The 8,836-nt window shown below is 51.5% G+C and carries 6 protein-coding genes; 1 reads left to right on the top strand and 5 read right to left on the bottom strand.

All coding sequences use genetic code 11. The features are described 5' to 3' along the window. On the bottom strand, positions 1-839 hold an 839-nt coding region (locus HY879_14265; protein MBI5604507.1), incomplete at its 3' end, for an ABC transporter substrate-binding protein. Positions 840-919: 80 nt separating this feature from the next. Next, positions 920-2,176, bottom strand: coding sequence for a thiolase family protein (locus HY879_14260; GenBank protein MBI5604506.1), 1,257 nt, complete (start codon positions 2,174-2,176; stop codon positions 920-922). A gap of 249 nt (positions 2,177-2,425) precedes the next feature. Between HY879_14260 and HY879_14255 the strand changes: the two genes are divergently transcribed. Beyond that, the gene (locus HY879_14255) at positions 2,426-5,206 is read left to right on the top strand and encodes a sigma-54-dependent Fis family transcriptional regulator (protein ID MBI5604505.1); all 2,781 of its coding nucleotides are present in this window, start codon (positions 2,426-2,428) and stop codon (positions 5,204-5,206) included. 67 nt (positions 5,207-5,273) lie between these two features. Here HY879_14255 and HY879_14250 read toward each other — a convergent pair whose 3' ends face one another. From HY879_14250 to HY879_14240, 3 genes are all read right to left on the bottom strand, one after another. Further along, positions 5,274-6,458: a thiolase family protein gene (locus tag HY879_14250; GenBank protein ID MBI5604504.1), complete on the bottom strand. Its 1,185-nt coding sequence runs from the start codon at positions 6,456-6,458 to the stop codon at positions 5,274-5,276. Positions 6,459-6,547: 89 nt separating this feature from the next. Next, positions 6,548-7,321 carry an SDR family NAD(P)-dependent oxidoreductase gene (locus tag HY879_14245; protein MBI5604503.1) on the bottom strand — a complete coding sequence of 258 codons (774 nt, stop codon included), beginning with the start codon at positions 7,319-7,321 and terminating at the stop codon, positions 6,548-6,550. 421 nt (positions 7,322-7,742) lie between these two features. Next, the coding region (locus HY879_14240) for a sigma 54-interacting transcriptional regulator (protein MBI5604502.1) at positions 7,743-8,836 on the bottom strand (1,094 nt) is incomplete at its 5' end.

The following is an 8,836-nucleotide window of genomic DNA, read 5'->3' as shown; positions in this document are numbered from 1 at the left end:
GGTTCTTTTCGGGGAATTCGGCATATTAAGGGTTTGCCCACCAGATTAAAGGTCTTGTAGCCGCTCAGGCCCCAGTTGCCGATAATCAGGGGATGATAATTCAGCTTACTGCGGACCTTGCCGATGATATCCGTGTCTTCGGCAAAGACCAGGACGACCTCCGAGCCGGCATTTTTTATTTTTAACATGGGTGAAGTGCTGTCCCCGCCCCCCACGGTAAGGGCTTCAATAGCCAGAAATTCTCTTCCCCGGGCCTTCATGCCTTTGACCAGTTCTTCCCTGGCAAACATCCCATAACCAGTGGTGGAATGGATCAAGGCGATCTTCTTGCTTTTTTTAACGGCGTAATCCAGGATGGCATTGATCTGGTATTCCTCCCTCATGGAACCCCGGAAGATATAGTTCTTGGCTTCTTTCTGATAGCGGTCGGTGATCGGGCTGGCGATGGACGGTCCGGCCATCAGGGGGATACGATGCTGCTGGTTCAGGTGCATGAAGGCCAGCACATTCCCGGAATTCACCGTACCCATCATGGCCACTACCTTGTCATGGGTGATGAGCCGGGTGGCGATCTCCACCGCCCTTTTGGGGTTGGACTCGTCGTCGTAGACCAGAAGCTTGACCGGTTGGCCCTTGCAGCCTCCGTTGGTGTTGTATTCTTTGACGGCCATTTTGATCCCCTGCATGGCTGCTTCCGCGAAATCCACGATGGCCGGCGGGCCGCTTAAGCCCATGGCCACCCCAATCCTGATTTCCGTTGCGAAAGCCTGAAATCCCAACCCGAATAAAAAGATTAAAGCCAGAACCACAGTTACACCCATCATTTTTCTACCTGACATCGCCGTTACCTCCTTTATGGTTTTTAGTATAATTAAATTATAACCAAAGATATTTGAAGTTTTTGAATTCATAGTGCTCCTCAAACGAATCTTCCCGGTCCTTCCAGAATATGCAAGCCGATGGCCGCTTCTTTGAAACGGAGAATGCCGCCTCCGTTTTCACACAGGGCCAGCCTGGCTTTATCAACCTGACGTCGACCGGCCTCTCCCCTGAGCTGGGTGACCAATTCGTGAATCATCCCCAGACCGGAGGCGGACACCGGATGGCCGCGGGATACCAGGCCCCCAGAGGTGTTCACCGGAATTTTCCCGCCCAGCCGGGTAGCCCCTGAAGCCGTAAACGGCCCCCCTTCACCGACAGGGCATAAGCCCATATTTTCAATCTGCATGATTTCCCCCACAATGGTGGCATCGTGCACTTCGGCCAGGTTGATATCTTTAGGGCTAACCCCGGCCATTTTATATGCCTTTTCTGCAGCCTTCTGACAGGTATTCGGCCGGCTGTCCAGGTCGTCATCGTCTCCGCTCACATAGACACTGGCCTTGATGGCTACCGCCCTTTTCCGAACGTCATAGGGCAGTCTTTCTAAAAAATCCTCCGAGCAGACCAGGGCCGAGGAGGCACCGTCCCCAATGGGCGCACACATGGCCCGGGTCAGGGGCCAGGCTACCGGTATATCATTCAGAACTTTTTCCGGACTGAATTCAAACTGAAATTGGGCCTTGGCATTCATGGTACTGTGCCAGTGATTTTTGGAGGCGGCTATGGCCAAATGCTCCCGGGTGGTTCCGTAACGGGCCATGTGCCATCTGGCAAAGTAGGCGTATAAATCCATAAAAGGGCTTCGTTCCTTATGGGGTATCTCAGGGATCTCCAGGTCTACATGATTGGCCATCCAATGGTCCCATTCTTTAAAAAATTCTTTTTCATGGGTCGTGTCGATATAGACCCCGAAGCTGGCCAGGGATTTTTTCCGGTCTTCCAAAACGACCTTTTCCACTCCCACGGCTAATGAACATTCAAACAGTCCGGTCAGGATGTCTTTGTAGGCACTGTGCAAGGCCAGAATGCCGGTGGCACAGGCCGCCTCGTGATTGGTTACCGGAACGGAATCGATTCCGATACCCCTCATGGCCAGGTGCCCGCGAATGCCATGTTGTCCATGGCTGTAGCCCCAGAGACCATTACCGAAGTGGACCGATTCAATGGCCTCTTTGAATAACTGGGCATCCGCCAGGCAGGCCTCAACGGTCTGCATGGTCAGATCGATATGCGAGGTGTTCAAATAATTACCATATCGGAGTGTGTCTGTTCCGATGATATAGATATTTTTCACTTTAAGTTTTCTCCTGATAAAAATTTTCTGAAATTTGTTTAATCCCTTATTAAGCAAAACCCATGCCCGGAAAATTTATATTTTAATTTATTTAAATAATTAAATATTTCTATAGAATAGCTTTGTTGTGCCCTTATGAGGGCATTCATGCGCCCGTATGCGGACAAAATTCTTGATCATGAAACAAAAAAAGGCTATAGGCTATGGACAATAGATTAAATTCTATTTTCGCGCAAAGGATGAGATGGTATGACTTCAAAAATGATCAGCCGGCAACAGGAAGAGGCCGCCCGACTGGAAAGAAACCTGGTCCATAGTGCCCTGGGGGCCTCGGACAGGGAGTCGGCCCGCAATATCCTCTTTCAAGTCCTGGGCAGGCTCTCCGCCTATCTCGGATATCCGGAATGTGACGCCCTGTTTATTTCCACGGCCCTGGAACTTTCGACCCTTTGTTTCATCCAGGGGCAAAGCTTCGGTGAATTATTCCCTTATCTGCAAGCCGCTCTGGCCGGGGCTGAACGGCAGGGGGACCGACGCTCTCAGGCCCTGATCAAGCTTCATTTAGGCCGTATTAATTATTTCGGGGAACGCCGTCTGGAGGCCATCAAGTCTTTTTCCGAGGGCAAGGCCCTAGTTGAAGAATTGGGCGATGAGGATATCCTGATCCAGGCCGGCGAGTTTTTAGGTCTCTATTTTCATATGCAGGGTCTGTTCAAAGAGGCCAGAGAGCATTTCAGCCGGGCCGCAGCCAGCTATGAGGCCGAAACCGGAAAACGGCTTATCAACCCCTCGGCGGCCATGTGGCTGTGTTACTGCGAAGCCTACCTCGGCCAATTCCCCAGGGCCCTGGGCCGGTTGGATTATTACCGCCGGATTGCCAAGGAGAAGTCCGACCAGAACCTGGCCACTACCTTGAGAAGCGTTTTAGGTATTATTTTATTGATTATAAAAAAATTGCGGGAGGCTTCCTTTCACCTGAATATTGCTTTACAGGAGGCCAATAACACGGGCAATGCCCTGGCTCATTATTTTTCCCTGGCCGCCCTGGCCACCGTGAATTTATACGAGGGACGGCCGGAAAAGGCCCGCGACCTTCTCGGTCAGAGCCTGGCCGTAGCCTTTAAGGCCGGGCTTATCAGGCAGTACGCCACCCCCCTGATCTTGGAAACGGTCTATGAATTCCAGCGGCTGGGGTTGGAGTCCTTGCCCGAATTTACTTTTCAGCAGGAGTTCATCAGGGTCATGAACGAGCCGAACCTTCATTTAAAAGGGGTGGTATTGCGTCTCAAAGCTATGGAGGCCATGTCCAGGGCCGGCGACTATGAGGACATGGAGGAGGATCTTAAGGCCAGTGAAGAGTATTTGAACCGTTGCGGAGACCCGATTCAGTTGGGGAAGACCAATCTGGAAATGGCCCGACTCAGGCTCAGACAAAATCATCAGGAAGAGGCCCGGGCCATGGCCCAGCAGGCCTGGGAGAATTTTTCCGGCTACGGGGAGGTCTTTTACCCCGATGACTTGAGACATCTTCTGGCCGGCCATACCTGTTCTTTGCTGCCGATGACTTCAGGCGATCTATTCCTGAACCGTTTCATGGAAATCGTCGAAGAGTTGCTGCCCACCGCTGACCTTAACCAACTCCTGGTCCAATCTGTGGCCGCCATCAACAAATTTCTCGGGGCGGAACGGGGCGGCCTGTTCTGGTTCAGGCAAAGAAACAGGGGCCGGGAGCCGATCCTCCGGGCCGCCTGCAACCTCACCAAACAAGAGGTTTTTTCCGAGGGGTTTCAATCCAATCTTTCCTATATCTTTCAGGCCTTCCGGGAAAACAAGCCCCTGATGGTCCGGAAGAAAGATGCCGGCCCGAATGAGATCAAGGCCATTTTGTGCCTGCCCTTTGAAATAGACGGCAAGCCACAGGGGGTGGTCTATCACGACAACTCTTATGTGAACGACTGCTTCGACATTTTTGATACCGGCCAGTTGAGACAGATGGCCAACCGATTGAACAGTTACATCGCCCGGGTCTGGGGGTACAGCCGGAAATTGGAAGAAACCGCTTTCACTGGTTCGGAAAACCTGATCCACCTGGAGTCTTCCGATGGTTCGGAAATCGTCACCCAAAGCCCGGTGATGAATAAGATCCTGGTTAAGGCCGACCGGATGGCCGATTCGAATGGGACGGTCCTGATCCTCGGGGAAACCGGCGTGGGCAAGGAACTGATGGCCCAAAGGCTGTACAAAAAGAGCCGTTTTCACGAAGGTCCCCTGGTGGTGGTGGATATGACCACCATTTCTGAAAACCTGGTGGAAAGCGAGCTTTTCGGCCATGAAAAGGGGGCCTTTACCGGTGCCGACCGCCAGAAAAAAGGGCGACTGGAACTGGCCCATAAAGGGACCCTTTTCATCGACGAAGTAGGGGAGATCCCCAAAGGTATTCAGGTTAAACTTCTGCGGGCCTTGCAGGAACGGACACTGGTCCGGGTCGGCGGAACCCGGACCCTGGCTTGTGATTTCAGACTGATTGCCGCGACCAATCGGGACCTAGCGACGGAAGTCGCCGCCGGACGGTTTCGGGAGGACCTTTATTATCGTCTCAACGTTCTTCCCCTTATCCTGCCGCCCTTAAGGGAACGTTCCGAGGACATCCTCCTGCTGTCCCGGCATTTCCTGAATCGCTATGCCGCCAAATACGGTTATCACGTCTACACGCTAAGTCCGGAACAGGAAGCGGCTCTATTGAATTATCATTGGCCGGGGAATGTGCGGGAGTTGAAAAACGTCATCGAGCGGGCGGTTATTTTATCCACCGGCCGGGACCTGGAATTGGATCTTCCGGTTATGGGAAAGCCCCGGTCTATGGACTTAACAGACGACAGCCCGACCCTTGACGAGCTTCAACGCCGCTACATCCAGCAGGTCCTCGAAAAAACCGAAGGCCGGATGAGCGGCCCCGGGGGGGCAGCGACCATACTGGGCATGAAACGATCGAGTTTCTATAATCGGATGAAAAAACTGGGTTTACGGTAGTCTGGCACCAGAAATCCAGGCGTAAAGCTCCGTCGAGTTGGCCGGCATCCCCGTTCAAGTAAAATTTTCAGGGAAGTCTTTCAATAATCATGGTGCCGGACATCCCTTGGGCCGCACAAAGGGTGATTAAACCGTAACGCAGATTTTCCCGCTCCAGTTCATGGATCATGGTGGCCAGCAGGATTCCTCCGGTGGCTCCAAGTGGATGCCCCATGGCAATGGCGCCGCCGTTGACATTCACCTTTTCCTCCGGGATATCGAGCGTTTTCATCCAGGCCAGAGGAACACTGGCAAAGGCTTCGTTGATTTCAAAACGGTCGATCCGATCCAGGGTTAGTCCGGCCCTTTTGAGGGCCAGACGGGTTCCCGGAATGACGCCATCCAGCATTTCTTCAGGATCCACCCCGCAGTTGGCATTGGAAAGAATACGGGCTCTGGGTTTTAGACCGTGTTCCCTGGCGATATCCTCCGATACCCACAAAGCCATGGAGGCGCCATCGCAGATCCCTGAAGCAGCGGCAGCATGAATCACACCATTTTCCTTGAACGGGCGGGGAAGACTGTTAATTTTATCGACGGTCGTTTGGGGCTTGATGTTGGAGTCCCTGTCCAATACCTGCTCCCTGCCATCCTGATCGATGTAGGTGACGGGGATTATTTCGTTTTTGAATTTTCCCGCTTCGGTCGCAGCCTGGGCTTTTTGCTGACTCCTGACAGAGAAAGCGTTGATCTCATCCTGACCGATGCCGTATTTGACAGCGATGATTTCTGCAGACACCCCCTGGGGGACGATGTTATGCTTTCTGAGGACTTCCGGTGTAATAGGCGACCGATCCGGATCATCTCTGTCCGAACCCATGGGCACCCTGTTCATGTGCTCTCCGCCGCCGGCCAGGGCCACATCGTAATCCCCCACTTTAATGGACGCGTTCGCAAAGGCATTGGCCTGAAGGGCGCCGGAACAATAGCGGTTCAGGTGAATGCCAGATACGGTATGGGGTAATTTTGAGGCCAGCACGATCCACCTGGCGATGTTGGCCCCCTGCTCCTTGACTGCGATGGTAGTGGAATAGATTAGATCTTCTATCTTCTCGGGCGGAAGATTTGGGTTTCTTTCTATGATCGCGTTTGCCAGCGTTGCGCTCAAGGTAGTCGGGTGAATATTGGCAAATTCTCCGAAAAACCCTTTTTGGGGACGACTGAGACGCCCCCGTGCGGTCCGAACCGCATCAATCAAATAACATTCTTGCATGAGTTCCTCCGTTTCACAAGTATATCGGACCTATTACCGATAGTCTATTAATTGAAAATATGGATGCTTTGCCTGTTTATTTCAGACAATCACTTTCGCCCAAATCCCATACGTAAGGCCCCGTCGAGTCTGATGGATTCTCCATTCAAGTATGAATTCTCAATGATGTGCAGGGCCAAAGCGGCATACTCATCGGACCGGCCAAGCCGTGGAGGGAAAGGCACCTGTTTGGTCAATCCCTCTTTGGCCTCCGGACCGAGCCTCCCCAGCAGGGGGGTCTCAAAGATGCCCGGGAGGATCGTCATGACGCGAATCCCTTCGTTGGCAAACTCCCTGGCGAGCGTCAGGGTCATGGAGACAATGCCTCCCTTGGAGGCTGAATAGGCCGCCTGGCCGATCTGTCCGTCAAAAGCGGCAATGGAAGCGGTGTTGATATACACTCCCCTTTCGCCTTTTGCATTGGGCGAATTGTTTGCCAGGGTTGAGATCGTCGAACGGATCACATTGAAGGTGCCCACCAGATTGACATTGACGATATTGGTGAACCACTCCGGAGATACAAGACCATCCTTACCTAAGATTCTCACGGAACTGCCGATCCCTGCACAATTGGCCACTACATGAATCGCACCAAACGCCGACAGGACACTTTCAACGGCACGATCTACCGCTGCGTGGTCGGTCACGTTGACCGGAACGAAAATTGTTCCGCCACCGAGATCATTTGCAGTCTTTTCACCGAGTTCTGGATTCTGATCGAGGAGCGCCACTTTGGCTCCTCTCTCCACCAAAGCCTGGGCAGTGGACCTTCCCAACCCGGAAGCACCGCCGGTCACAATAGAGACACTGTCCTTAACCTGCATATCTTCTCCTTTGAATGATCCATCGATTGAAGCCGTGGCTTCTATTTCTTCTCTTTTTATCGGGCTATGAAGGCCTGCCTGGGCCCCCGCTTCAATATTTCGCCAGTGGCGAATGTGGGCAATTCATCGACGAAAATAAACTCCCCTGTGGATTTGTGTCAGCAATCAAAGACCAGGGGAAAGTCTTCCGTTAACCCGGTAATTCCTCTTGCTTCTATATCCTAATAGAAACTGCAAAGCCTGTGCCACAGTATATTTATCTAATATATTTACCTTTTAATTTTTTTACCCTATACAGGGCCAAAAGAATATTGCAGATAGCATGTCTGATATTGCTTTCTGCAACACTTAAAAATGATGGGAAAATATCCGGATAATCCCATCTCTAAACGCTCTCTATCAATGTGGAGAATGCCGATGTTCATTCGAGGTGGATCGAACCCTTTCTAATCTTTCTGTAGATGGTGCAGGGGTTGATTTCTAAAATCTGGGCTGTTTTGGTGATGGTTCCCGATTCCCTAAACGCCTTTTTGACTAAGATTTCTTCCAACTTTTCAAAGGCGGTTTTCAGCGGCATGACGCCTGAAACCGAAATGTCCCCATCCTTAAGGGTGCCATCCTCCTCTTCAAACCTACTCAAAGACAGGTAGTCTTGAACATCAACTTCATCCTTGTCAGCCATGACGACCAATTGCTCCACAATGTTTTTCAATTCCCGCACGTTTCCCGGCCAGTGATAGTTTTGCAACCTGGCCATCAGACTCAGAGAGATTTTGATGTTCGTATTGTACTTAAGATTCATGTTTTTAAGGAAAAAGCGCACGAGGGGTAGGATATCTTCCCGTCTTTCCCGCAAAGGGGGAATAAAAATGGGAATAACGTTGAGTCGATAGAAAAGATCGCGCCGAAACTTTGTGGAATCGGACAATTGTTTCTGATTCATGTTGGACGCCGAGATGATCCGGGCCTGGAGCAAAACAACCTTTGTGCCGCCGACAGGCATGAATTCTCGTTCCTGTAATACCCGCAGGAGCTTGCTTTGCATCGGAAAAGGCAATTCGGTGATTTCATCAAGGAAAATGGTTCCGCCTTTGGCCTCTTCGAAGAGTCCCTTTTTCCCTCCTTTTTTTGCCCCTGTAAAGGCGCCCTCCTCATACCCAAAAAGTTCTGCCTCGAGTAGATCCAAAGGAATGGCAGAACAATTGATCCCGATAAACGGGTCTTTGTTGCGGGAGCTTGATTTGTGAATTAAATCGGCGATGAGTTCTTTACCTACACCCGACTCGCCCAGGATGAAGACGGGCGAATCGGAAATGGCTACTTTGACAGCCAGGGAAACAATTCTCCGCATCTGATCGCTGGAATACACGATCTGATTACTTCCAACCAGTGATTCCAATTCAGTCAACCTGTTGAAGTAACTGTCTTTAAGAGTCTCTGCCTTTCGCAAATCCTCTTGCAATTGGATCAACTTGGTCACATCCCGGCCCGTATTAATGACCTTTTCTATCTCCC

The organism is Deltaproteobacteria bacterium, from assembly GCA_016219225.1.
In the GTDB taxonomy this organism is placed as follows: Bacteria; Desulfobacterota; RBG-13-43-22; order RBG-13-43-22; family RBG-13-43-22; genus RBG-13-43-22.
The sequence above is the reverse complement of the archived record's forward strand: the minus strand, read 5'-3'. Positions and strand labels throughout refer to the sequence as shown.